Here is a 23,734-nt window from a genome sequence, read left to right on the forward strand (position 1 = left end):
TCGCCTAAAAATCGTACTTTTACAGCGGAAAGCCCTTAAGACTAATACCCATGAAAAACGTCAAAACATTTGGCATCGCCAGCGCATTTCTGATCGCCGTCACACTCATGTCCTGCGGTTCGGGCAAGCGCAAACTTCCCTTTCTTGGTCATAGAACCACCGTGGAAAAAGTCGTAAACGGGGAAACGGTAGTCGACACCGTCTACCAAACCATCCCTGACTTCTCTTTCACCAACCAAGAAGGACAAACCGTAAGCAAGAAAGATTTCGAAGGAAAAGTTTATGTCGCCGATTTCTTCTTTACCACTTGCCCTACCATTTGCCCAAAAATGTCGGCGCAGATGCTGCGTCTTTACCAGCGCTTCGAGAACACGGATGAGGTTCGCCTGTTGTCACACTCTATCGACACGAAATACGACACCCCTCCGGTATTGAAACGCTACGCCGAAAAGCTTGACGTAAAAGCCCCGAAATGGCAATTCGTCACCGGGAAAAAAGAAGAGATTTATACACTGGGCGAAAAGCATTATTACGTTACGGCCCAAGAAGACAAAAACGCTCCGGGAGGATTTATCCATAGCGGAGCATTTATGCTTATCGACACCCACGGGCGTATTCGCGGTAAATACGACGGAACCGTTCCGCAAGCCGTGGACAAATTGATGAACGATATCGATCTTCTTTTGCAGGAGACAAAAGAGGAAAAGAATACGGAAGGACAATCTTAAAGAAACCAGTCCCGATAGCCGGGAATCCAAAACAAAAGGCGCCAACTCAGAAAGTGACGCCTTTTGTTTTTGTAAAGAACCTTGCGTTTACGCGTCGTGAACGGAGCTATCGGCACGCAACACCAACAACAGGTCCTCTAGCCTTTGCTTCATATACCTCAGCGAGTGTTCGCCACGAATAACAAAATTGAAAACCCCCACTTTCTGAAGCTCGCGAATCACGTCCGTAAAACCGTATGAGGAGATAACGATAAACTGGGTAACCGGACAGAGCCTTCTGATTTTTTTGACGAATTCCAGCCCTTCCATCCCGCTCATCATCAAATCGCAGATAACCACATCAGGCTTTTCATGCAATCGGGCCAGTACGTCCTGTCCCGAAGTGAAGAACGTCAGATTGACATCAGACAACTTGTCAAAAGCCAATTTCATGACCATCGCCTCCGTTCTGTTTTCCTCCAATACGTAAATGCTTTTCTGTTCCATTTGCCTTCTGTTTTTTCTATCGTCTCGCAAATACCTTGCGAAAACGGAAAGACAGCCACCATTGCATGTACTTTATTATCAACTAACGAATCAACTAAGACAAATACAGGAAAATTGAAGCGATAAATTTTACTGATAAAAATTCAGAAAAGATTGAGCCGTCTATTTTCTTTCCGTTAATTTCGAAGACGGTCGATTATTTATCGGCACCGCCATATTTTCGATTTTAAATTCTTTTTCTATAAAATCCAATGAAGAAACTTCTTCTGCTTAGCAACTCCACCAATCCCGGTGAAGATTATCTGGATTGGCCAAAAGATTATCTCGCCGATTTTATGTCGGGCGAATTCAAAAATATCGTTTTCGTTCCTTACGCCGGCATCACTATCAGCTACGACGAATACACGGAAAGGCTCAACGGAGCTTTGGGAAAAATCGGCCTGAAAGCCACCGGAATCCACGAAGCGACGGATCCCGTAAAAGCGATCCAAAACGCCGACGCGATTTTTGTGGGAGGAGGAAACACTTTCGAATTGCTTAGCCAGCTTTACAAAAACAAACTGGTAGAGCCAATTCGTGAAAAATTAAATTCCGGTACACCATACGTAGGCTGGAGCGCCGGCTCAAACATGGCCTGCCCGACGGTGAAAACCACCAACGACATGCCGATCACATTCCCGCCGTCATTCGACGCCTTGTCGTTGATTCCTTTCCAAATCAATCCGCATTATACGGAAGCCACTTTGCCTAACCACGGAGGCGAAACCAGAAAAATGCGCTTGGCCGAATACTTGGAAATCAATCAGGACAGCACCGTTGTGTGCTTGCCGGAGGGAACATTGCTTCATGTAGAAGGGGAAACAATGGTTTACAAAGGTAAAAAAGAAGGAAAAGTCTTGACTTACGGAAACGAGGAACGGATTCTTCTTGATCAGGATATCGTTTGATCTCGATAAAAAATCAAACAGTGTCCGGAATTCCGGGCACTGTCACAACCAACCGTTCATTACAAAAAGAATCGGAACGAAAAGGACCACCAAAACGGCGAGGATAATCATTATACGGAGATCGGAACTAAGCGCCCCCAGATAAGGAATTTTGTCAGTATAAGCGTCCCAACGCCGAACGTACGGCGGAACAACGCCAGCCTGATGCTCCAAATATCCCATCTCGGCAAGTATTTTCAATGCCCGCCTTTCATCTTCCAAGCGTACCTGAAGCTTTACGCCACCAATCGCCACGGAATACATATTATTGGCCTGAACCAGATTCTCGTCCACCGTATGGCAATGAATACCCTCGGCCTCAAACCGACTTTTGATCACCAAAAGCTCCGCCGGAAAATTGAATGTCGCTACAGTAACTAATTTTTTCATAACATTCTCCAATTTAGCCTTGTTATGATTAGTTACGGCTTTTACTCCCAAAAGGATGCTTACAACAAGGAGAACAAGTCGTTTACGCCTATTTCTCTCGATTTTGTGAAGCCTTCGCCAAATCCAGTCCTAATGGAATGTCCCATTTCTTTGGCCCTGGCTTTTAGAAATTCCATAAATTCCGGAGACGAAATCAAGGTCTGCGGTTCTTCCGAGTCGTAATCGGGAATATGGAACTGTGTCTTGAACGCCCTTACCGCTTCCAACTTCACGTCCATATATTCAGTAATATCAAAAACGAAATCGGGCTTTATGTAATCGGTCTGCAGGATATGGTAAAGGTTTTCCGGACGAAACGCTTCTTGCTTCTCACCATCCAACTCCGTTTCGACTTTGGGCAACCCAGCCAAGAAACAAGCTGTTTTCACCAACTCAGCGGCTCTGGAATGATCCGGATGCCTATCGGCGACCGCATTTGCGATTACCAACTTCGGGCAGTGCTTTCTGATAGCTTTTACCACTTCCAATTGATACTCTTTCGTATTCTCGAAAAAGCCGTCAGGCAATCCCAAGTTTTCCCTAAAAGCCACGCCCAAGATTTTGGCGGCGTCCGCAGCCTCTTTAGCCCGACTTTCCGCAGTTCCTCTGGTACCCAATTCCCCACGAGTCAAATCCACGATCCCCACCCGATGTCCCTTGGCTACATGAGCTGCGATTGTGCCTCCGCAAGACAATTCCGCATCATCGGGATGCGCCACCAATACCAATATATCCGTTTTATACATCAGTCTTTTACTCAAAATAAAAAGCGCACGATCGATTTCGTGCGCCATTTCAGTTATTTATCTTACACGCAAACGTTGCCCTATTCTCAGGATCTTATTGCGACTTATTCCGTTCAGCCGGCAAATCTTCGTAATCGAAGTATGGTATCTTACCGCCAATCTAGAAAGCGTATCGCCACTTCTTATCCGATGATAAGTCCGTTGTCTTATCTTTTTGAAATAAGCGAACGTTTCCGGCGTCACCTCTAGGGTATCGCCCTTGATCTCTCCTTTCGAGAAGTCAAAAACTCTCTTCGGATCAATCGGCAAACCTGCGTAACGAGCCTCAAAGTGAAGGTGCGGACCGGAACTACGTCCCGTACTGCCTCCTTTTCCCACTAGCTCTCCCGCTTTGACTTCCTGCCCTACTTTTACCAAGATCTTGGACATATGACCATAAAGCGTTTCAAGGCCGTTTTTATGCCTTAAAAGCACATAATAGCCATAGCCTCTCCTATCATATCTCGTCAAGCGAACGATTCCGTCAAAAGCGGCCACAATCGGATCTCCGGTCTTAAGACGAAGATCTACGCCGTAGTGCCAACGCCAACGTCTCCATCCAAAATCGGAAGTAAGTTTAGATACCTTTATCGGATATTTCCACGCTACACTGTCGTCTTGCCTATAAAGTTCAAGACTCAACGAATCTTTAAACTTAAGCGCATCGATCTTATAGGGGTTAATATTCCTTTTATCCCACTTCTTAAAATAGTCGTGGGCTTCCAGCCAACCGCAATCGATCGACAAGTTATCTGAAATATCGAAGAAGCAGGGTTCCACATCTTCGAGTGCCGGCAAGGAGTCTTCCACTGCCAACGCCTCCCTCAGCGTGGAATCCACGTCCCAGGAAAACTCTTCGGGAAAAAACTCCGGAATCGTGTCGGCTGGCACCGCAAGCTTCTCTACTTTCGGCTTCTTTCTCAAAAAAGAAAACCAGCCCTTCCTCTTCTTTTTCTGCTTGTCCTGCGCATTTGCCCCTACAACGACAAAAACACACAGGAACGCCATTACCAACCTTTTTGTCCGCATATTTTAGGAAAGCTCTTTTTCTGCCAAGAATCTTTCAGCGTCCAAAGCGGCCATACAGCCAGTTCCCGCGGCCGTAACAGCCTGACGGTAGTGTTTGTCCTGAGCATCGCCCGAAGCGAACACGCCTTCCACGTTTGTTTTTGCCGTACCCGGAGTCGTCAGGATATATCCCGCATCGTCAAGATTAATATAATCAGCGAAAATATCGGTGTTCGGCTTATGCCCAATAGCTACGAAGAATCCCGTAGCCTCAATCTCTTTCAGCTCTCCGGTAACCTTGTTTTTCACTCTTACGCCAGTAACACCATTCTCGTCGCCCAAAACCTCATCAGTTTCGGTATTCCAAAGAACTTCGATATTGGCGGTATTCTCAACTCTTTTTTGCATGATCGTCGATGCTCTCATCTCATCACGACGGACCAGCATGTAAACTTTATTGCAAATGTTAGAGAGATAGCTGGCTTCTTCGCATGCGGTATCACCGGCACCGACAACCACCACATCCTGCCCGCGGTAAAAGAATCCGTCGCAAACAGCGCATGCCGATACGCCTCTGCCGTTATACTCGTCCTCAGACGGCAAGCCCAACCACTTCGCCGAAGCTCCTGTCGAAATAATTACGGAATCGGCTAAGATTTCGTGCTTCTCGTCAATCACGACTTTATGCGGATATCCCGAAAAATCAACCGACGTGGCCAACCCGATACGAATGTCCGCGTCAAAGCGTTCGGCCTGCTTTTGCAGATCCATCATCATCTGTGGGCCGTTAATGCCTTCCGGATAACCAGGAAAATTCTCAACGTCGTTCGTAATCGTCAACTGTCCGCCGGGCTGTCCTCCCTGATACAATACAGGCTTCAAACCTGCCCTAGAAGCGTAAATAGCAGCGGTATATCCCGCAGGGCCCGAGCCCAAAATCAAAACCTTAACTTTTTCCTGAGTCATGATTAGATAAAATATCGTCTATTAACCTTTTTCTTACATATATAAGGATAACGCCAAACTTCTCGGTTCATAGGTTCCAGCGCTATACAAAAATACAATAAAATCATCTGCCACAAGGCGATTCGTAAGAATATGCCCCGACACAAAGTACGGATACGGATGAAACTCGGCCAGGTTTCGGCAAAAAGCAAAAGGACGTAAAAAAAGGCCTCCAAAATGGAGACCTTTCGTTATTCATGATATTTTTAGCTTATCCCAAGTACGGCTTGAGAGCTTTACTTCTGGAAGTATGACGTAACCTACGGATAGCTTTCTCCTTGATCTGACGCACACGTTCGCGAGTCAGATTGAATTTCTCGCCGATTTCCTCAAGCGTCATGGCGTTTTCGCCATTGAGTCCAAAATAAAGGCTAATCACGTCAGCCTCTCTTTGGGTGAGGGTCGAAAGGGCGCGCTGAACTTCACGGCAAAGCGAGTCGTTCATAAGCTCTTGGTCAGGCTTCTCTTCGGTGTCGTTTTCCAACACGTCCAACAAGCTGTTTTCCTCGCCCTGTACAAACGGAGCGTCCATAGACACGTGACGGCCCGAGATTTTCATGGTGTCAACCACCTCTGAGGTGTTTACCTCAAGTACCTCGGCCAGTTCGTCCGGAGAAGGCTCGCGCTCGTATTTTTGCTCAAGTTCGGAGAAAGTCTTCGAAATTTTGTTCAACGAACCTACCCTGTTCAAAGGCAAACGTACAATCCTAGACTGCTCGGCCAAAGCCTGCAGAATAGACTGACGAATCCACCATACAGCGTATGAGATGAATTTAAATCCCCTGGTTTCGTCAAAACGTTGAGCCGCCTTGATCAGGCCAAGGTTACCCTCATTAATCAAATCACCGAGAGAAAGGCCTTGGTTTTGGTACTGCTTCGCCACAGAAACAACGAAACGCAAGTTGGCCTTGGTCAGTTTCTCTAAAGCAAGCTGGTCACCTTCACGGATCCTTTTGGCCAAATCCACCTCTTCGTCCGGAGTCAGAAGGTCAACCTTTCCGATTTCCTGAAGATATTTGTCCAGTGATTGACTTTCTCTATTGGTAATCTGCTTACTGATCTTAAGCTGTCTCATTCGTTTATTTTTCTCTTAAAGTTACCTAACGAAGCTGTCAGAAAAATGATACACCCCAGTCGCATGTCTTATACGATGTTTTTGCCCGAAAAGTTTCGGAGCATCGGGGAGACTTTCAGCAACTTGGCCCGCCGGATCACTGACTTTTTGCGGCGGTCACTCAATTAACGAAGCCATGTAGGCAAAATTTTGTCAGGCAAAAAATTTCGCCTGACAAATATATTCTTCTAGGTTCAAAATCAGTCGTTACGACGACGGTTGCGGTCTCCGCCACGGAAGTTTCCGCCACGTCCACCACGGTCTCCTCTGTCACCGCCACGGCTTCTTTCCTGATAGCCCTCAGGCTTCTCAAGCAATACCTTGCGAGACAGTTTGTACTTACCGGTTTTCTTATCGATATCAAGAAGTTTCACCTTCACCTCTTCGCCAACCTCAAGAATTCCTTCAAGGGTCTCAAGACGCTCCCACTTCACTTCTGAAATATGAAGAAGACCTTCTTTGTTCGGCATAAACTCGATAAACGCACCGAAAGGCATGATTGACTTCACTTTACCTTCGTAGATCTCGCCTACTTCCGGCATAGCCACAATGCTCTTCACCCAGTTCACGGCCTTATCCATACGCTCTTGGTCCGTAGCGAAAATATTCACCACACCGCCCTGATCGTCTTCCTCGATTACGATAGTAGTCTCGGTAGTTTTCTGGATTTCCTGAACAACTTTTCCACCAGGTCCTATGAGTGGCCCGATCATATCGCGCTCGATTCTCATCATGGTAGACCTCGGAGCGTTCGGCTTGTAGTCCGCACGTGGCACGTCGATGGTCTTTTTCATCTCGTCGAGGATGTGCTCACGGCCTTCTTTACCCTGCAAAAGGGCTTCTTCAAGAATTTCGTAAGACAAACCGTCGATCTTCATGTCCATCTGGCAAGCGGTAAGGCCTTTGTCCGTACCGGTTACTTTGAAGTCCATATCACCCAAGTGGTCCTCGTCTCCGAGAATATCGGAAAGAACCGCATAGCGTCCGGTCTCGGCGTCTGAGATCATACCCATCGCAATACCCGAAACTGGGCTCTTGATACGGATACCCGCATCCATAAGCGCCAAAGCACCGCCACAAACAGTCGCCATAGAAGACGATCCGTTAGATTCGAGGATGTCCGATACGATACGGATTGTGTAAGGGTTGTCCGGTCCTTCCGGAGGAATAACCTCTTTCAAAGCGCGGTAAGCCAAGTTACCGTGACCAATCTCGCGACGGCCAGCGCCTCTGTTAGGCTTAACCTCTCCGGTAGAGAATCCAGGGAAATTATAGTGCAACAAGAACTTGTTAGTCCCCGTTACCATGGCGTTGTCGATCATCTGCTCGTCGAGCTTAGTACCCAACGTAACTGTACAGATTGACTGAGTCTCGCCACGAGTAAAGACCGCCGAACCGTGAGGAGTAGGCAAATACCCCACTTCGCTCCAGATAGGACGAACTTCATTGAGTTTACGGCCGTCGATACGGATATTGCTGTCAAGCACCGAATTACGGGCCGCTTTTTTCTCTATTTTACGGAAGTACATACCTACGAGTCCGAGATCCACTTCGTGATCCTCACCGAGCGACTCGATGTACTCCTCTTTGACAGCCTGAATGGCTTCGTGTCTCTTTTTCTTGTCAGAAATTCTCTGAGAGAATACGTCGTAAACTTTTTGGTAAAGCTTATCGAACATTTCCTCTTTCAATTCCTCATCGTGAACCTCATGCGAATACTCGCGCTTAACAACGCCAAGTTCCTCCGCCATTTCAGTCTGGAGACGGCACTGTCCCTTGATAGCTTCGTGCGCCACTTTAAGGCCTTCGAGCATAGCTTGCTCAGAAACCTCTTTCATCTCGCCTTCCACCATCATGATATCAGACTCAGAAGCCCCAACCATAAGGTTGATGTCCGCTTCCTCGATCTGGGCAGGAGTCGGGTTCACAATATATTCGCCGTTTGCGCGGATAACCCTCACTTCGGAGATCGGTCCGTTGAACGGAATGTCCGAAACCGAAAGAGCGGCTGAAGCGGCGAGTGCGGCGAGACCGTCCGGCAAAGCGTCTTTGTCCGCCGAGATCAACTGAACCATCACCTGGGTGTCGGCATGGTAGTCATCAGGGAAAAGGGGACGCAACACGCGGTCGATCAAACGGGAAGTAAGGATTTCGAAATCCGAAAGCCTGCCCTCACGCTTAAGAAAACCTCCTGGAATACGGCCAGCAGAAGCGAACTTCTCGACGTAATCAACAGAAAGAGGCATGAAGTCACAACCTTCCATCGCCTCTTTTCGCGCGACTACAGTGGCCAACAACATGGTGTCGCCCAAACGAACCACTACCGATCCGTCAGCTTGTTTCGCTAACTTACCTGTCTCAACAGTGATCGTTCTGCCGTCAGGCAAATCGATTTTTTTGGTAACTACATTGGGTAACATAGAAAAGTCTTTGTTTTGGAATTATCGACTCGTTTATAGGTACGCGGAGCGACAAACTCAAATAGGGGATGGATAGAAGCAAAAAAAGGGATTCCGTGTCGAATCCCTTTCAATATAAACGACAATTATTTTCTAATGCCAAGTTCCTTGATAATCGCTCTGTAACGCTCAACGTCAACTTTCTGCAAGTAGTTGAGCAACTTACGGCGCTTACCAACAAGTTTCAAAAGACCAAGACGTGTAGAGTGGTCTTTTTTGTTAGTCTTGAGGTGCTCGGTCAAGTGGTTGATTCTGAACGAAAACAACGCGATTTGTGACTCCGGCGAACCTGTGTCCACTTTCGCCTTCAACCGACCATGATTCTCAAAAAGCTCAGCTTTCTTCTCTTTTGATAAATACATAGCTAGTATTAATTAGAAATATTGATTGCAAAGGCACAAAGTTAGCCTTTTCAGCACTGACAACCAAACTCACCATTGTTTTTGTTTCAGGCCGAACAACTTATATGGCTTCCGGGCCCTAAAGTCCGCCCTTTAGGCCTTCGCTTTTTTCTTTTTTTTGAAGAACCGGTCCTTAACCCGGTTAAACACCACGATATAGAAGTCCGAATCGAACAGCCTCGCGTCGTTTTTCGCTTGGCGAAGGAAAAACAGCCCGACTGGCAACAGCGCCATATTGGCCATCCATACGCCAAGCCAAGGAGAAATGGTTCCGGCCCGGGCCATCCTTTCCCCCGAAGAGGAAATCACGTAATAGAAAATGAAGAATATAATCGACACCAGCACAGGCACGCCCAACCCGCCTTTTTTGATAATGGAACCCAACGGCGCCCCCACCAAAAACATAATCAGGCAAGCGAAAGCCCCAGCATAGCGTTTCATACGCTCGATCTCGGCCTTAGCCAACGTCCTTCGACGGCTTTTAAAGAGCACTTCTTCCCCGGAAAGTGTACTTTTTATATTACTTACCTGCCCTTTGGCGTAATCATAGGCTTGTTTTTCCCGCTTACGCTTGATTATCGAGGCGTCAACTTTGGCCAAATAAGCCAGCGAAGTATCCAGCGGAACAATATATTTCTGCGCCTCTTCGACTACCGTATCTTTCGGCAATGTAGACGCAATGGCCGTATCCTCTATTTTGGCATCGGTACGCAAGGTCTTCTCCAAGGACTTTATTTTCGCACTGTCGGCCAGGGAACCTCTGCGCGCCAATTTTTCCAGAGAATCCACTGCCATTTGGTCTTTGGCGAACTCTTCACCCAAATCTTTCGCCGATTTACGACTTCTTCTCCGCCTTCGCTCAAGAACAGCCTCATGGGCTTTCAGGAACCTTTCGGGAATCTCAACCCCACCTTTCAAATGGTAATTAAAATAGGTTTTCACCTTCCGGAAATTCATATACACTTTATCCCCCGCATCTTCCCTAAGAGAATCGATCTGGGCGGAAAGCGCCGGCAAAGCCAAAGTCATCCGGTGACCTTGGAAAGCCTTTTCATCGGTATTACCCAAGGCCAACGAAGACAAATCCACGATCATTTTAAGCGTATCGAATTCAGCATGGGTAAGCGGCAGTTTCTTTTTGCCATAACTGCGTTTCCGTCCCGAGTTCTTCAGCGGTTTTTCGTCATAAACATTACCGCTATAAAGTTCGAAAACCAAGGAACTTCCGGAAGCCACCGTGTACATTTTGCCGGAATCAGCCAATGTCAGACTCTTGTTGGACGAGGGCGTGCTGGAATGGTCATAGATCAACACATCATGAAGAATCCCCTCTTCCGTACGGCTACCGATTTTTATACTATAGTTTTTAAGGTCATTGTAGAATACACCCGGCGGAATCTGCATGGCGGCTTTCTTCTGTTTGACATCGTAAAGCAAACGGAAAAAGCGAAGGTTCACGGCCGGCACCACAAACCCGTTGACGTAGAAAGCGAAGGTGGAAAGCAATATCGCGAACACAAATATGGGCCGCAAAGTACGGATAAGCGAAACACCGGCGGCCTTGACGGCCGTAAGCTCGAAATGCTCACCCAAATTACCGTAAGTCATCAGCGAGGCCAACAGGATAGAAAGCGGAAACGCCTGCGGCGAAAGGAACACCGCCATATACACCACCAGTTCCGATATCACGGCAAAGCCCAGGTCCTTGCCCACCAAATCGTCGAAATAGCGTAGCAGAAACTGCATCAACAAGATGAACAGGACAATAAAAAAGGTCAGAAAAAAGGGCTTTATAAAGGCCCACAGGACCAATTTGTCTATTTTTTTCATATAATATCCCGTGATCGGTGGATCGGTTGGAAAACTCGGCGCAAGATAAACAAATCCGCGAGGAAGCGCAACGGAAGCGGCATCTGCGGAATGGTCTTGCGAATGTCACTTTAAGAATAACGCCGGTGAGCCGGCCCGCATTTCGGAAGGGACGTGAAATTATGTAAAAAAATACGTCCCGTAACCTCGGCATTCACAAAGGATTAGCTCCGCAAGCCGTCTCCGCAGGGATTTTTTCGGCTTTCCGCCCTTGATTTTTCACCTCGATCCATTACATTTGCATTCCGTTTTGGCGAGGTAGCTCAGTTGGTTAGAGCGTCGGATTCATAACCCGGAGGTCACGAGTTCAACTCTCGTTCTCGCCACTTTCTTAAAACACCTTTTGGCGAGGTAGCTCAGTTGGTTAGAGCGTCGGATTCATAACCCGGAGGTCACGAGTTCAACTCTCGTTCTCGCCACTTTCTTAAAACACCTTTTGGCGAGGTAGCTCAGTTGGTTAGAGCGTCGGATTCATAACCCGGAGGTCACGAGTTCAACTCTCGTTCTCGCCACTTTCTTAAAACACCTTTTGGCGAGGTAGCTCAGTTGGTTAGAGCGTCGGATTCATAACCCGGAGGTCACGAGTTCAACTCTCGTTCTCGCCACTTTCTTAAAACACCTTTTGGCGAGGTAGCTCAGTTGGTTAGAGCGTCGGATTCATAACCCGGAGGTCACGAGTTCAACTCTCGTTCTCGCCACTTTCTTTAAAACACCTTTTGGCGAGGTAGCTCAGTTGGTTAGAGCGTCGGATTCATAACCCGGAGGTCACGAGTTCAACTCTCGTTCTCGCCACTTTCTTTTCAAACTCATTTCTGTTCATAATACCTTTTCGACTTGCCTATTACAGTTTTCTTACGCCTTTTATATTAAGGCCAATCCTACCTTTATTTAATTTCTCAAGAGATATCGATCTTGTTTATCCTACTCAAAGAATCGATAATCCTCGTAAGTCGATCAACTAACATCTTCGAATACAAACAAAGGGCTCCGTACAGAAGCCCTTTGCTCATTATACCCATTTTCGAATGGGACAACCAAAAAATCACTTACGACAGTTCCTGATAAACCATCTTCACTCCCAGACTCGCCTTTTCCCTGATCATTCGCACACGGGAAGGCACACGGGCGTTCGTTTCGCTTTTCGGATCAACGTGGTAGATTTCGCAATCATGGGGAACGTAATCCACTAAGCCCGCCGCCGGATAGACTTGCAGGGATGTGCCCACCACCAAAAACACGTCGGCTCGGCTCGCTTCCTCAATCGCTTTCTCCATCATCGGTACCGCCTCGCCAAACCATACGATATTGGGACGGAGCTGATGACCGCGCTCGCATGTGTCGCCTAGTTCCACCACATCTTCCGAAGGGTAAACCAGACTTTCATCCGCTTCGCTTCTCGATTCGAAAAGCGAACCGTGAAGGTGAATCACGTTCGAACTGCCCGCTTTTTCATGCAGATTGTCCACGTTTTGCGTCACTACGGTCACGTCAAAAAGCTCTTCCAGCTTTTTTAGATAAAGGTGGCCGTCGTTCGGTTCGGCTTCGCGAGCGGCTTTTCTGCGTTCGTTATAAAAGTTCAGCACAAGCTCCGGGTTACGGGCCCAGCCTTCGGGGCTGGCGACTTCCATCACGTCATGGCCTTCCCAAAGGCCATCCGAAGCCCGGAAAGTGGGAATACCGCTTTCGGCGCTTATACCTGCGCCAGTCAAGACTACTAATTTTCTCATTGGTTATCGGAGTTCAGAAAATGCTTAACAAAGAAAAAGGCGGAACCCCATCGGAGTCCCGCCCTTTAAGTAACGAAGCCGTCACTTCGTTTGCAAGCGCTTATTTCTTTTTAGCGTCAGCGTGAAGCTTTTTCACACGCTCGGTGTGGTTGATCTGCTCTTGGTCAAAAAGACGCTTCGACGTCTGCTCGTCATCGCCGTATTTCTTTTGGTTCTCTGCCAAAACTTTCATCATCTCGGCCTGCACTTCGGCGTAAGCCGGATCGCCGTACACGCTGGTCATTTCCTGAGGATCTTTCTCAAGATCGTACATCTCCCACTCGTCGTTGTCGTGGTAGAAGCGGATCAGCTTGTAACGGTCGGTACGAACGCCGTAGTGGCGCTTCACCATGTGAGTGCCCGGATAATGGTAGTAGTGATAGTAAATCGACTTTCTCCAAGTCTTAGGCGTTTTGCCCTCCACCACTTGCTTGAACGACGCGCCCTGAACATCCGAAGGAACATCGACTCCGGCGTAATCGAGGAACGTAGGCATGAAGTCGAGGTTCATAACCATATCATCAACTTTGGTTCCCGGCTTGATGTGTTTCGGGTAACGAACCATCAAAGGCATACGCAAAGACTGCTCGTACATAAAGCGTTTGTCGAACCAGCCGTGCTCGCCAAGGTAGAATCCTTGGTCGGAAGTATAAACTACGATAGTATTATCCGAAAGGCCTTTTTTGTCGAGATAATCCAGCACACGACCCACGTTTTCGTCCACAGTAGTGACCGTGTTCAGGTAATCGTGCATATAACGCTGGAATTTCCACTCGGCCAAGGCTTTGCCCTCAAGAGGTTTCTTGTTGAAACCTTCCATAATTGGGGTGTAATACTCGTCCCACTTGGCCCTTTCCTCAGGCTTCATGCGATTAAGCTCCCGGATAAAATCCGGACGACAAGGCTCGCCGTTCGGTTGCGTGGTGAATTTCATGTCGTGTCCCCAACGCATGATGGACTTGATTTCCATCTGACCTTCACGAGCCGCGCGTCCACGGCCTTCGTAGTCGTCATGGAAGTTGGACGGCAATTTAGCCGAACCTTCCTTAATCTTACCTAATTGATCCAACCTCGGCATCCAGTTACGGTGCGGAGCCTTCTGGTGGAGCATCAGCATAAACGGCTTTTCCTGATCACGCTTTTCGAGCCAATTAAGCGCCAAGTCCGTGGTAATATCGGTTACATAGCCGTCGATAATCTTCTCTTTCCCCATCTCGTTAAAGTCGGGGTTGTAGTAGTCGCCCTGTCCGCCGGCGCCCGAGAGGATATTCCAGTAATCGAAGCCCGTCGGATCAGAACCCAAGTGCCACTTGCCCACTACGGCGGTGGTGTAGCCCGCCCCTTTCAATATTTTCGGGAGCGTCTGTTGCTTGCCGTCAAACACCGACACGTAGTTTGCGTAAAAACCGTTTTGGTGGCTGTATTTGCCCGTAAGCATCACGGCCCGGCTGGGTCCGCAGATAGAATTCGTTACGAAACTATTGTTGAAAATGGCGCCTTCGTCGGCAATCCGGTCAATATTCGGAGTCTTGTTGATTCCGTGCCCGTAAGCGCTCACGGCCTGGTAGGCGTGGTCGTCGGACATGATAAAAAGGATGTTCGGCTTCTTCTTCGTCACCTCTTCGGCCTGACGGTTATCTTTTGAGGAACAGGCCCCCAAAGCCAACCCGACGCCAGCCCATTGGCACAAAAGCCTGGATACGCGTTTCATAAGCAAAAATAGATTTTAAATTTCCCTTCACTTCCAATTTACCTAATGATTCCGGCTTAGGACAAGCTTTTCATTCATCTCTCCCGAACAAATATGCAACTGTTCAACAAAAACACAATGCTTATAAATTGCGAACACACCACGGCACATCCACCCCACATATGCGTTTGACTCGCTTACACCTCTCACACCGTCCTCTTACCGTACCTTTGGGGACAAAAACGCTCGAAACAGGCTATATTCGCACTCATTAGGACTTATACATTTCTATTTTAGGCATGACACGAAAATTTTTCAGATTACTCCAACTGACATTGGCACTGTCAATCGGAGTCGCTTGTTCCGGCAAAAAAGAGCAACCGGAAGATTACAATGATACCGATTTGGCTCCCGCCAAAAGGGCCGAAATCCTGCTTTCGCAAATGACGCTCCGCGAAAAGATAGGGCAAATGTGCATGTATGTCTCCGACGGCGTAAAACCACCGACCGACACACTCACTAGCACCGCTGACGACTTCGTGGATTACACGCTCAAGAATAACGAACTCGGCCAACTGATCTCCGAAGGCCTCGTAGGCTCTTTTATTAAAGTCAAAGACGCCAACACCGCCGGATTCCTTCAGAAATTGGCGAAGAAATCACGGCTCGGCATTCCGTTGCTGATCTCGACCGATGCTATTCACGGCCACGGCATGACCCAGCACAGCACTACCATTTACCCGACATCCATAGGGTTGGCCGCCTCTTTCGATATTGAGGCCGCCGAGCGCATGGCCCGCTATACTGCCGAAGAGATGAGGGCTACGGGCTACCATTGGACCTTTTCGCCCAATATAGAAGTGGTCCGCGACGCCCGCTGGGGACGTATCGGCGAGACTTTTGGCGAGGACCCGTTGCTGATCACCGAAATCGGAAAGGCCATGGTAAAAGGCTACCAAGGCGACGAGCTTTCGGGCGATGACAAAGTACTGGCCTGCGCCAAACACCTAGTGGCCGGAGGCGTGCCGCAGGGCGGACTCAACGCCGCCCCTTCCGATGTTTCGGAGCGTTCGCTGGAAGAAGTGTTTTACCCGCCGTTCGTCGACAACGTAAACCAAGGCGTGTTTACCGTAATGCCCGCCCACAACGAGATCAACGGTGTGCCATGCCACGCCCACGGCCAATTGCTCAACGGCGTATTGCGCGACCGCTGGGGCTTCAACGGCTTTATAGTAAGTGACTGGATGGATATGGAGAAACTCGAAAACGTCCACCATATCGCCAAGGACCGTAAGGAAGCTTACGTAAAATCGGTATTGGCGGGCGTGGATGTCCATATGCACGGCATGCATTTCCTCGACAATATCGAAGCGGCGGTGAAAGAAGGCCTGATTCCGGAATCGCGCATCGACGACGCGGCCAAAACTATCCTTGAAGCCAAATTCAGGCTCGGACTTTTCGAAAACACTGCTACCGACGCCAAGAATATCGACAAAAAACTCCGCACGAAGGAACATAAGGCCTTGGCTCTTGAAAGCGCCAAACGCTCGATGGTTTTGCTGAAAAACGATGGCGAAACTTTGCCTTTGGGCGACAAACCACTCAAGATACTCGTCACCGGACCGCACGCCAACAGCCAAGCGATATTGGGAGATTGGGCAAAAAGACAAAAGCCCGAGAATATCGTAACGGTAGCCGAAGGCATAGCCGAATTCGCACCTAAAGGATCGGTGATCGATAATTATGACTGCGGGGAAAACGCCGTTATCGACGCCAAGAATATTGCGACAGCGAAACGCAAAGCGCAAAAAGCCGATTTGGTGATAGCCGTAGTAGGTGAGAATTCACTCCGTGACAGCCGTCACAAGACTTCGGGCGAAAACATCGACCGCGCCTCGCTGGAATTGCCGGGCACTCAACTCGATTTGCTGAAAGCGATCAAAACATCGGGTAAAAAACTGGTGGTGGTTTACGTAAACGGCGGACCGATCGCCTCGCCTTGGACCGTGGAGAACGCCGACGCGATCTTGGAGGCTTGGGAACCCGGAATGCTCGGCGGGCAGGCCGTAGCCGAGACGCTTTTCGGCCTAAACAACCCGTCCGGGCGCCTGCCGATCACCTTCCCGCAAAGCGCGGGGCATACGCAGAGCTTTTACAATCACAAACCGTCGCTTTATAGCCGTGGCAAGTTCAAATTTGCCAAACGCGAGCCGATGTTCCCGTTCGGATTCGGCCTCAGCTACACGAATTTCGAGTATTCGGACCTGAAGATCCCGGCCAAGATCAAAGCCGGCGACACTTTGCGCTTCAGCTTCACGCTCAAGAACGCCGGCAAGATGGACGGCGACGAAATGGTACTGGCGTTTATGACCGACAAGTACGCCAGCGTAACTCGCCCCGTCAAGGAACTCGCCGCATTTAAACGCGTCAGCCTAAAAGCGGGCGAATCCAAGAAAGTGGAGATGAGCATCGTGCCGGAACGCTTCGAGATGCTGGATCTGGACATGAAAAAAGTGATAGAACCCGGCGAGTTTGATATTGTGCTTGGTTTGGACAATATCAAAAGGATGACGACAGTTGAATAACTAATATCAATAACACACTTAATCAGAAACAGGGCTTGGAAATTGACCAAGCCCTGTTTTTTTTGCGCACTCTTCTATATCGCCTAAGTATAAAGCTAATCCGTCAAGAACAGACAGGCGTAAAGCTGAGACTATCAACAATTAAGGCAGTCCGATTGGCCTTTTGAGTAGTCCGATCGGGTAAAATACCAGTCCGATTGACCTTTTGAGCAGTCCGATCGGGTAAAATACCAGTCCGATTGGCCTTTCGGGCAGTCCGATCGGGTAAAATACCAGTCCGATTGGCCTTTCGGGCAGTCCGATCGGGTAAAATACCAGTCCGATTTGCCTTTTGGGCAGTCCGATCGGGTAAATCACCAGTCCGATTAATCAATTATATCGTATGGATTGGAGAAGACTACAATCTTATGGCTTACGCCTTTTGCCCGTCAACCTTATGGCCAGCAAACGAATCGCGGTATTTGCCCGGCGAGACGCCAAATTTGGCTTTGAACACCACGCTGAAGTGTTTGGCATCGCCAAAACCTACGGCCTCGGCCACTTGCGAGACACCCGCATCGCCATTCTTTAAAAATTCGGCCGCTTTGCCCAGTCGGAAATCCTGCCAGTAAGCTTTTACGGAACAACCCGCCCCGGCTTTCACTTTTCGGTACAAAACAGGACGGCTCATGCCCAGCTCACGGGCCAAAGCCTCGACGTTGAACTCCAAATCCGAAAGCCTGTCGCCCAATATCTTGTCCAAACGCTTTTTCAAAACGCTGTCTTCCCAATCAAGCACTTTCGGTTCCTGTTTTTCTTCTTCATGTTCGGCAGGAACGGGGTCTACTTTTCTATTTTTCTTTTTATTCCAAAAAAACAAAAAGACCACAACCGATAATACCCCGCCCGAAACCCAAAGCCAAACGGATACTCCGCCAGCGCCGGGAACGATCAGGCTAAACGAGGCTTGGGCAAACTCGCCCCCGCGCCCTGTATATATTCCGACGGAATAAAGGCCCGGCTCCAAGCCCGAAAAGTCCAAGTATCCGTCCGTAACAGTCTGTAAAGTATCCGCCTTTCCATTTTTGGAAAAAACACAAAAGGATTGGCGTCCGGATTCGGATAAAAAATCGGAGACGGACCAAGACAAACGCCCCGCGCCGGCCGTAAGCCGTAATGTGTCGCCTAAGGGAAGCGCGTATTCCGTTCCGCCGTCCAGAACCCGCACCGAGGTGACGGCGGGCAAGCGTAGCCCGGCCAAAACGGAGTCGGGAGAGAAATAGGCGAAGCCATTTTGGCTACCGAACAGCATCCGCCCCGAACGCGTGGCCAAAGAGGCGTTATAAGTAAACTCGTTGGTAGGCAGGCCGTCGCCCTCACGAAACGTTCGGCGTACCGCCAAAGCCGAATCAAGGCAAGTCAGCCCGGCGGAGGTCGCCACCCAATAATTCCCCGAACGGTCCACTTCCACACCATAAACCAAATCGCTCGGCAAGCCTTGCTTCTTGTTGATATTGCGGAGTTTTCCGTCCTTATAAACGTAAAATCCGTGACCTTCCATAGTGAAGGCGATTCCGCCGTTCATATTTTCGGTCATGGAATGAATCCAAGTACCGCCAAGTCCTTTGCTCCCGTCCAACACCAACTCTATTTTGTCGGAATTCTTTCGCAAACGAAAAATCTGGCCATATCCCCCAAACCAAACATCTCCCGATGAATCCTCGGTCACCGTTCCGATATTGTGGACCGGATATGTCACGAATTTCCCGGATTCCTTATCGTATCTCGCCAGTTTTTCGCCTATGGAACCGATCCAGAGACGATTTTCACTGTCATTGAAAATGGAGTAAACGTTCGTGCCCGGAAATCCGCTGTCGCCTTCGCCTTTGTAAAAGTTTTTGATGGATCGGGTAACGGGATTCCAGCGGTGAAGTCCGCCCCTAAAAGTCCCGAACCAAAAACAGCCGTCCGAATCCTCGCCAACCGACAATACCACGGGCTGGCGCAATTCGGGCACGGCGAAACTCTCCAACACTTGGCCGTCGGCCGTTATTCTGGTCACTCCCTTTTTGGTGCCGAGCCACAAATGGCCCTGACTGTCTTCAAAAGCCGAACGGGCGGTGTTATTGCGCACCGGATCGGCCTCGCCACCAGAAAAGCGGAAATGTCCGAAGCGATTTTTAGAAAGATTGAGGTGATTGGTTCCTCCGCCATAAGTCCCCGCCCAGATGTCGCCGTTGCGCATTGGCCGGATCACGTAAACGCCGTCGTTGCTGACGCTATAATCGTAACCGGGGCGATGGCGTACGGGAATCATTTCGTCGCCGGACAGATAATAAAGGCCTCCGTTGGTGGAATTGCCCACCCAAAGCCGGCCACGGGCGTCAACGGTCAGGCTTTGCACCTCATCGTTATGAAAATCGCCGTTCGATCGGGAAAAAAGCCGTAACAGCCGGTCTTTCCTTACGTCCACTTTGGCAACGCCCACGCCGTTAAGGCCCACCCACAGAACGCTATCGCCAGAAAGGGCCAAGCCCCTGATTCTTCCACCCAGATTTTTTAGGGAAGAAAAATACCTAACCGAATCCGTAGCCAAATCCAAGCGCCAAACGCGAGAGTCCCGACTTCCCCAGATTCCGCCGGCATTATCCAGCGCCAGTTTATCGCCCGCTACCTCGGTGTTGATTATTTCGGGCGAATGTCCGCCAGCGGGAAACCGGCAAAGACCATTTCGCCCCACCAGCCAAAGGTTTCCCAAAGTATCGGCCCGCATCGCTCCGAAACCGAGATCTAGGGAATCGAGCCAAACTTGCCGAACGAATTTCCCGGAAGGATTTCCCCGCCAAAGTCCCCTGCCCGACACTACGGCCCAAACGATTTCGCCTTCGGTAACTTCCAGATTGATGACGCGCCCGCCGGACCAGTCTCCGCCGGGATTTATTTTGTACTTTTTACATGTTTTACCATCAAATCCGTTCAGTCCGTCATTCGTCCCTATCCAAACATAACCGGATTCGGACTCCGCAAAATCGAAGACGGTGTTATTGGAAAGCCCTTCCCTTACGCCCAAACGATCGAAACGGAGCGCACCGCCTTGTCCCCATCCGAAAAGGGGAAGGCACAGGGCAATCCAAAAACAAATCCGACGCAAGGCTGACACTTCCATAAAAATCCGCTTTAATACCGCAATAAAAGCATTTTGAACGAAAAACAAACCTCTAGGATTCGAAATCAAACCCGCCTAAGCCCGCTTACCGCCTATAATTGTAAAAGCGAAGGCTGAGCTTTCGCTATGATGCCGGTATTAATCGCCAAGCTGACGAGCTTTTTTCCAATCACCGACAAACGCTTTTGTGGCTATGACCAAAACCAAGATCATTCTTTTTGCACTTTTTCTAAGCGCGCAGATATTGGCTTGCGCCCAGAAAAAAGGACAGGGCAATAATCTGCCGAAACCCCTGCCCCAACAATTGGCTTGGCAAAATGACGAGCTCGGAGTGGTTTTCCATTACGACCTCCACGTGTTCGACAATAAAAAATACGCGCAACACCGCAACAGGATCACTCCTATTACGGACTACAATATTTTCAATCCCGAAAAACTCGATACCGACCAGTGGGTACGCTCGGCCAAAGCAATGGGCGCCAAATTCGCCATACTGACGGTGACGCACGAGACGGGATTCGCCCTTTACCAATCGGACGTGAATCCGTATTGCCTCAAGGCGGTAAAGTGGCGCGACGGCAAAGCCGATATCGCCAAAGACTTTGTGGAGTCGTGCCGTAAATACGGCGTAAAACCGGGTTTTTATATCGGTATCCGATGGAATTCCTTCTACGGAATCCACAATTTCCAGACGCAAGGCGACAAGGCCTTCAGCAAAAACAGACAGAAACATTACAACTCCGTAGTGGAGCGCATGGTAACCGAACTCTGCACCCGATACGGCGACTTATACGAGATTTGGTTTGACGGTGGCGCCTACGGCCCGGAACAGGGTGGCCCGGACGTGTACCCGATTATCCGGAAGCTACAGCCGGACTGCCTGTTTTACCACAACCTGCAAGTGGCCGACGCCCGCTGGGGCGGATCGGAATCCGGAACCGTTCCTTACCCGTGCTGGTCTACGTTTCCGCACCCAGCCTGGCGTCCGTACGAAACGCGGTCGGATAATTACCGCCTGATAAAACACGGCACGGCCGACGGAAAATACTGGATGCCCGCCATGTCGGACGCTCCGCTACGCGGATACAAAGGGCGTCACGAATGGTTCTGGGAGCCTGGCGACGAGGAGCACGTTTATCCGGTCAAAGACCTGATGAAAATGTACGTGCGCTCCACGGGCAGAAACTCGACGCTGATCTTGGGCCTGACTCCCGATCCCGACGGACTGATTCCAGAAGTGGACGCCAAAAGGCTTGCGGAAACCGGAGACGCAATCCGGAAAAACTTCGGCGAAGCGATAGCCAAAACCGAAGGAGAGGGAAAAACGCTTTACCTGAAGCTGAATAAGCCGACGACGGCCAACTGTTTAGTCATCAAAGAGGATATAGCCCAAGGCCAAAGGGTCCGGGAATACAAAATCGAGGCCCGGGTAAACGGCCGTTGGAAAACAATCGGGGAAGGAAGCTCGATCGGCAACAAACGTATCCACGGTTTTGACAACGTAACGGCCGACCGTTTCCGGATCCGCTTTCCGGAATACGCCGCCACACCGATAATCAGCGAATTTTCGGCCTTCAATGTGGAGGACTACCTTCGGGATTTGGCTAAACCGGAAACCGCGACAGCGAAAAAATAAAAATACCCGCACAGCCGGGCGACAATGAAATATATGGAGCGGGAAAGTCCAAGCGGGCTTTTTCCCGCTCCTTTTGTCCGTTTTAAGAAAAAGAATTTTTGATATCAAAAACCTATACGATTCATGTTAAACAGAGCGAAAGTCACTCGATTTTTTCTGGCGCTTTGGCTGATCTGCTCCGGATTGGCTTCGGAAGCGAAAAGCAAAGGCACGCCCAAACCGAATATCGTTTTTATCCTGGTTGATGACCTCGGTTGGTCCGATCTGGGTTTTATGGGCAGTAAATATTACGAGACTCCGAACATCGACCGCTTGGCCAAGCAAGGTAAAGTCTTCACCGACGCCTACGCGGCCTGCGCCGTCTGCTCCCCTACCCGGGCTTCGATCTTGACGGGAAAATACCCTTCGCGCTTGGGCATCACGGACTGGATCCGGGCCAAACGCGACGGTGGCGTTATCCCTGCCAACCGCAAACAGCCGGTAGGTTTCGATACGCCGAAAGGAAAACCGCTTGCCACGCCAAAGAACGGAATGTTCCTACCGCAGGAAGAAGTAACCATGGCCGAACAGCTGAAAAGCGCAGGCTACACCACGGCGCATATAGGCAAATGGCACCTTGGTGGCGAAGAATGGCTTCCGCAACACCAAGGCTTCGACATCAACATCGCCGGAGCGGAATTGGGACACACCAGAAGTTACTTTGACCCGTATATAAACGAGGGCAAACCGATCCCGACGATTACGCCGCGAAAAAAAGGCGAATACCTCACCGACCGCGAAAGCGACGAGGCTATCGATTTCATCAAAAAACACAAGAACGGCCCGTTCTTCCTGAATATGTGGCACTACGCCGTTCATGATCCGATCCAGGCCAAGCCTGAAGACATTGAGTACTTCAAAGGCAAAACGCCGGTGGGCAAACAGAGGCTTCCGAAATACGCCAGTATGATACGGACCGTAGACCAAGCCGTCGGCCGGATTATGGACACGCTCGACGAACTGGGAATCGCCGACAATACGATGATCGTATTCTTCTCTGACAACGGAGGCCACACCGCCTACACCGACAACAGCCCGCTCCGTGGCGGAAAAGGGATGCCGTACGAAGGCGGAATCCGAGAGCCTTTGGTGTTTCACTGGCCCGGCACCATTGAACCCGGCACTTCGGATATTCCCGTCAGCAGCGTGGATTTCTTCCCAACTATCTGCGAAATCACGGACGTGAATTACAAGAAAACGGACGGAACGGACCTCAGCCCTATTCTTTTCAAAAACAAAAACATAGCGAAAAGAAGCCTGCTGTGGCATTTCCCGCATTACCGCAATTATAAAAAGGTGAATCCGTACAGCATCATCCGCGAAGGCGACTGGAAGATGATCCGTTATTACGACGGGGATTTCGCTGAACTGTACAACTTGAAAGACGATATCGGCGAAACGAAAAACTTGGCCGAAAGCCGTCCGGATATGGTGAAGAAGCTTCAGAAAAAACTGGACAAGATGTTGGTGAAAACCGGATCGAAAATGCCTAAGCCGCAGACCGAAATCTAAAACCCGATTTACGAAAGCATCTGTCGGAAATTGAAAAAGGCCTCCCTCGCACAACTGCGATTGGAGGCCTTTTTCTGTTTAGAAACGTCCG

Annotated in this window: 17 protein-coding genes and 6 tRNA genes; 11 read left to right on the forward strand and 12 right to left on the reverse strand. The window is 49.4% G+C overall.

The window, feature by feature from the left end; genetic code table 11:
* The first annotated feature begins 50 nt into the window (after positions 1-50).
* Positions 51-728, forward strand: coding sequence for an SCO family protein (locus AABK39_RS12640; RefSeq protein WP_338391716.1), 678 nt, complete (start codon positions 51-53; stop codon positions 726-728).
* Positions 729-815: 87 nt separating this feature from the next.
* Here the strand turns inward: AABK39_RS12640 and AABK39_RS12645 are convergent, their stop codons facing one another.
* Positions 816-1,214 (reverse strand): response regulator transcription factor, encoded by a 399-nt coding sequence (locus tag AABK39_RS12645; RefSeq protein ID WP_338391717.1) that lies wholly within the window; start codon positions 1,212-1,214, stop codon positions 816-818.
* Between the two features lie 251 nt (positions 1,215-1,465).
* Between AABK39_RS12645 and pepE the strand changes: the two genes are divergently transcribed.
* Positions 1,466-2,161 carry a dipeptidase PepE gene (gene pepE, locus AABK39_RS12650; RefSeq protein ID WP_338391718.1) on the forward strand — a complete coding sequence of 232 codons (696 nt, stop codon included), beginning with the start codon at positions 1,466-1,468 and terminating at the stop codon, positions 2,159-2,161.
* Positions 2,162-2,203: 42 nt separating this feature from the next.
* Here the strand turns inward: pepE and AABK39_RS12655 are convergent, their stop codons facing one another.
* The 8 genes from AABK39_RS12655 to AABK39_RS12690 form a co-directional block, all read right to left on the reverse strand.
* On the reverse strand, positions 2,204-2,590 hold the full coding sequence (locus AABK39_RS12655; protein WP_338391719.1) for a putative signal transducing protein: 387 nt from the start codon (positions 2,588-2,590) through the stop codon (positions 2,204-2,206).
* Positions 2,591-2,649: 59 nt separating this feature from the next.
* Positions 2,650-3,423 carry a bacillithiol biosynthesis deacetylase BshB1 gene (gene bshB1, locus AABK39_RS12660; protein ID WP_338391720.1) on the reverse strand — a complete coding sequence of 258 codons (774 nt, stop codon included), beginning with the start codon at positions 3,421-3,423 and terminating at the stop codon, positions 2,650-2,652.
* A 9-nt stretch (positions 3,424-3,432) separates the two neighbouring features.
* Positions 3,433-4,443 carry a M23 family metallopeptidase gene (locus tag AABK39_RS12665; RefSeq protein ID WP_338391721.1) on the reverse strand — a complete coding sequence of 337 codons (1,011 nt, stop codon included), beginning with the start codon at positions 4,441-4,443 and terminating at the stop codon, positions 3,433-3,435.
* Between the two features lie 3 nt (positions 4,444-4,446).
* The gene (gene trxB, locus AABK39_RS12670) at positions 4,447-5,388 is read right to left on the reverse strand and encodes a thioredoxin-disulfide reductase (RefSeq protein WP_338391722.1); all 942 of its coding nucleotides are present in this window, start codon (positions 5,386-5,388) and stop codon (positions 4,447-4,449) included.
* Positions 5,389-5,638: 250 nt separating this feature from the next.
* Positions 5,639-6,502: a sigma-70 family RNA polymerase sigma factor gene (locus AABK39_RS12675; protein WP_338391723.1), complete on the reverse strand. Its 864-nt coding sequence runs from the start codon at positions 6,500-6,502 to the stop codon at positions 5,639-5,641.
* A 239-nt stretch (positions 6,503-6,741) separates the two neighbouring features.
* Complete coding sequence (gene pnp / locus AABK39_RS12680; protein WP_338391724.1) at positions 6,742-8,961, reverse strand: polyribonucleotide nucleotidyltransferase; 2,220 nt, start codon at positions 8,959-8,961, stop codon at positions 6,742-6,744.
* Between the two features lie 125 nt (positions 8,962-9,086).
* Positions 9,087-9,362 carry a 30S ribosomal protein S15 gene (rpsO, locus tag AABK39_RS12685; RefSeq protein ID WP_338391725.1) on the reverse strand — a complete coding sequence of 92 codons (276 nt, stop codon included), beginning with the start codon at positions 9,360-9,362 and terminating at the stop codon, positions 9,087-9,089.
* A 132-nt stretch (positions 9,363-9,494) separates the two neighbouring features.
* Positions 9,495-11,231 (reverse strand): LptF/LptG family permease, encoded by a 1,737-nt coding sequence (locus tag AABK39_RS12690; RefSeq protein WP_338391726.1) that lies wholly within the window; start codon positions 11,229-11,231, stop codon positions 9,495-9,497.
* Between the two features lie 291 nt (positions 11,232-11,522).
* Between AABK39_RS12690 and AABK39_RS12695 the strand changes: the two genes are divergently transcribed.
* The 6 genes from AABK39_RS12695 to AABK39_RS12720 all read left to right on the forward strand — a co-directional run bounded on the left by AABK39_RS12695 (position 11,523) and on the right by AABK39_RS12720 (position 12,062).
* Positions 11,523-11,596 (forward strand) — tRNA-Met (locus AABK39_RS12695).
* 19 nt (positions 11,597-11,615) lie between these two features.
* A tRNA-Met gene (locus tag AABK39_RS12700) sits at positions 11,616-11,689 on the forward strand.
* A 19-nt stretch (positions 11,690-11,708) separates the two neighbouring features.
* Positions 11,709-11,782, forward strand: a tRNA-Met gene (locus tag AABK39_RS12705).
* 19 nt (positions 11,783-11,801) lie between these two features.
* Positions 11,802-11,875 (forward strand) — tRNA-Met (locus AABK39_RS12710).
* A 19-nt stretch (positions 11,876-11,894) separates the two neighbouring features.
* Positions 11,895-11,968: transfer RNA gene (locus AABK39_RS12715), tRNA-Met, on the forward strand.
* A 20-nt stretch (positions 11,969-11,988) separates the two neighbouring features.
* Positions 11,989-12,062: transfer RNA gene (locus tag AABK39_RS12720), tRNA-Met, on the forward strand.
* A gap of 254 nt (positions 12,063-12,316) precedes the next feature.
* On the opposite strand, the gene AABK39_RS12725 is transcribed toward AABK39_RS12720, so the two are convergent.
* Positions 12,317-12,997: an SIR2 family NAD-dependent protein deacylase gene (locus AABK39_RS12725; RefSeq protein WP_338391727.1), complete on the reverse strand. Its 681-nt coding sequence runs from the start codon at positions 12,995-12,997 to the stop codon at positions 12,317-12,319.
* A gap of 100 nt (positions 12,998-13,097) precedes the next feature.
* Complete coding sequence (locus AABK39_RS12730) at positions 13,098-14,747, reverse strand: sulfatase family protein (RefSeq protein WP_338391728.1); 1,650 nt, start codon at positions 14,745-14,747, stop codon at positions 13,098-13,100.
* A gap of 278 nt (positions 14,748-15,025) precedes the next feature.
* On the opposite strand from AABK39_RS12730, the gene AABK39_RS12735 reads away from it, so the two are divergent.
* Entirely contained in the window at positions 15,026-17,311 is a 2,286-nt protein-coding gene (locus AABK39_RS12735; RefSeq protein ID WP_338391729.1) for a glycoside hydrolase family 3 N-terminal domain-containing protein, read from the forward strand.
* A gap of 412 nt (positions 17,312-17,723) precedes the next feature.
* Here AABK39_RS12735 and AABK39_RS12740 read toward each other — a convergent pair whose 3' ends face one another.
* The gene (locus AABK39_RS12740; protein WP_338391730.1) at positions 17,724-20,456 is read right to left on the reverse strand and encodes a two-component regulator propeller domain-containing protein; all 2,733 of its coding nucleotides are present in this window, start codon (positions 20,454-20,456) and stop codon (positions 17,724-17,726) included.
* 193 nt (positions 20,457-20,649) lie between these two features.
* Here AABK39_RS12740 and AABK39_RS12745 point away from each other — a divergent pair, with 193 nt between their 5' ends.
* Entirely contained in the window at positions 20,650-22,092 is a 1,443-nt protein-coding gene (locus AABK39_RS12745) for an alpha-L-fucosidase (RefSeq protein ID WP_338391731.1), read from the forward strand.
* A gap of 123 nt (positions 22,093-22,215) precedes the next feature.
* The gene (locus tag AABK39_RS12750) at positions 22,216-23,643 is read left to right on the forward strand and encodes a sulfatase (RefSeq protein ID WP_338391732.1); all 1,428 of its coding nucleotides are present in this window, start codon (positions 22,216-22,218) and stop codon (positions 23,641-23,643) included.
* The last annotated feature ends 91 nt before the right edge of the window (positions 23,644-23,734 follow it).

It is taken from the genome of Fulvitalea axinellae, from assembly GCF_036492835.1.
GTDB classification, from domain to species: domain Bacteria; phylum Bacteroidota; class Bacteroidia; order Cytophagales; family Cyclobacteriaceae; genus Fulvitalea; species Fulvitalea axinellae.